5 protein-coding genes are annotated in these 2,081 nt (G+C 50.5%); all 5 read left to right on the top strand.

The annotated features are described in order from the left end of the window. Window positions 1-264, top strand: a 264-nt coding sequence (locus OGX67_RS01930; RefSeq protein WP_143188226.1) for a transposase, incomplete at its 5' end; no start/stop codon positions are given. A 234-nt stretch (window positions 265-498) separates the two neighbouring features. Then, window positions 499-669: a replication-associated protein RepA4 gene (locus OGX67_RS26925; RefSeq protein WP_488212397.1), complete on the top strand. Its 171-nt coding sequence runs from the start codon at window positions 499-501 to the stop codon at window positions 667-669. A 277-nt stretch (window positions 670-946) separates the two neighbouring features. Continuing rightward, a complete protein-coding gene (locus OGX67_RS01925) occupies window positions 947-1,276 on the top strand; it encodes a type II toxin-antitoxin system RelE/ParE family toxin (RefSeq protein ID WP_000493286.1) in 330 nt (109 codons plus the stop codon). Further along, on the top strand, window positions 1,257-1,538 hold the full coding sequence (locus OGX67_RS01920; RefSeq protein WP_000780222.1) for a helix-turn-helix domain-containing protein: 282 nt from the start codon (window positions 1,257-1,259) through the stop codon (window positions 1,536-1,538). The genes OGX67_RS01925 and OGX67_RS01920 overlap by 20 nt, the downstream gene beginning before the upstream one ends. Window positions 1,539-1,815: 277 nt before the next feature. Continuing rightward, a partial coding sequence (locus OGX67_RS01915) for an IS5/IS1182 family transposase (protein WP_032255513.1) occupies window positions 1,816-2,081 on the top strand: 266 nt, incomplete at its 3' end.

Here is a 2,081-nt window from a genome sequence, read left to right as displayed (position 1 = left end):
CAATACAGCAGCGGGGGAAAGTCGAAACTCGGCAGGATCACAAAAGCCGGTGATTCGTATCTGCGAACGCTTCTGGTTCAGGGGGCTCGTTCAGTGCTTATTGGCGCCGGGAAAAGGACTGACTCATTCAGCCGTTGGGTTTGTATGTTGGTTGAGCGCAGAGGGTACTGGCGGGCTGTTGTGGCCATCGCCGCCAAAAATGCGCGGCTGTGTTGGGCATCACTACATTACGGTGATGATTTCCGGCTGTACTCAGTCAACTAAAGCTCGAAGCTGTATAACCATCTGACCTGCAATTCGTTGATGATAAAGGGTTAGACCCCGTGAGGCCTATCTGGCTATTGTACAGGATATACGTATCCGCTTAACGAACAAGAACCTCACGCGCGTCTTTCATCAGGGCCCGAATCGATGACGATTCATCATGGCCGTTTATAGTACCGCAGTCTCTCCCCTTTATTTTTACTGAAGAGCAGACAGAAACCATAAATACCGGCTTTGACATGCCGGGGAAGTCCTTATAGTACAATAATTCTCTATATCCAAACTGACCCCTACACGCTCGTAAGCGGCTCTTACGACCCGCTAACGCGGAGATACGCCCCAACTGCGGCTTCGCCTTGTTGTGACCACTCCGACCGCGCACAAAAGCCTCTGAGCCGCTTTTAGCGGAATATGGCTTTGCAGGGTGAAGGGATGGATAGGCGATCCCTTTCGATCCCTCACTGGTATCGGCGGCTAACCCTCGGTGCTACCTGTCATTTCATCCTGCCGCCTTACATGCGCTAACGCGCATAAATCCCCGTTCCTCAGTGGAACGAAAACTCACGCTAACAGGGTAGTGACCGGGTAGCCACGATAACTGCCAACAAAATTAGCTTATAGGTTAATTCTACCTTGTCTGAAATTAGCCTATAGGTTAATATTAATAGAAATGGGAGGTCACATGTTTAGCGTTGTTTATCACCCGGAAGCCAGGGAAGAAGCCACAGCATTACCCGTAAAAATCAGGGTGAAGTTTGACCGTCTCATCGGCAAACTGGAGTATGACGCCCGATTACTGCGGGAGCCGGACACGAAGCCCCTGGGCGATGGACTTTTTGAGATCCGCACGATGGGGACGGACATAGCCAGGGGAATCTGGGTATACCACAAAGGCAATACCATCATCATGCTCCGTGTTTTCATCAAGAAGTCACAGAAAACGCCAGCGAAAGAAATCGATCTCGCCAAAAAGCGGTTAGCGGAGGTACTTAATGAAACTGGTAAGCCATAAAGAACTGCATAACGAGTGGATGCAGGACGATGAATATCGCGCTGCATGGCAGGAAGAAGAACGTAAGGAAAAGCTCAGGGAGCTGCTTGCTGAATGGCGCAAGCATGACAACCTGACAAAAGCGCAGGTTGCTGAACGCATGGGGGTTACACCTCCGGTTATTTCTCGCCTGGAAAACAACATCACCAAAGCCAGCATCGACACACTGACCCGCTACGCTCACGCCTGCGGCATCAAGAAACCTGTCATTGCCCTGTACTGAATAGCCAGCCCTCCGGGGCTGGCCTTTTTGTTTCGGTCAGTCCCAAAATTTTGTTAAAGCAAGTTTAAAATGTCACCTGTTTCTCCAAAGTTGAAATGTCACTTCTAAGCCAATCTATTTATACATAATCTTTACATCTTTCCCCGGTGACAAAGTGCTAATTGGTCTGTAATGTTCAATGTGTGGCAGGCAAGCCGCCGGTGACTTAGGGAAGGTGCGAACAAGTTCCTGATATGAGATCATCATATTCATCCGGAGCGCATCCCAGAGGGACATCATGAGCCATCAACTCACCTTCGCCGATAGTGAATTCAGCACTAAGCGCCGTCAGACCCGAAAAGAGATTTTCCTCTCCCGCATGGAGCAGATTCTGCCATGGCAGAATATGACCGCTGTCATCGAGCCGTTTTATCCCAAGGCGGGCAATGGCCGACGGCCCTATCCGCTGGAGACCATGCTGCGTATTCACTGCATGCAGCATTGGTACAACCTGAGCGACGGTGCCATGGAAGATGCCCTGTACGAAATCGCCTCCATGCGCCT

This window comes from Citrobacter sp. Cf118 (assembly GCF_030334095.1).
GTDB lineage: Bacteria > Pseudomonadota > Gammaproteobacteria > Enterobacterales > Enterobacteriaceae > Citrobacter > Citrobacter freundii.
This window is presented reverse-complemented; position numbering and strand designations above follow the sequence as displayed.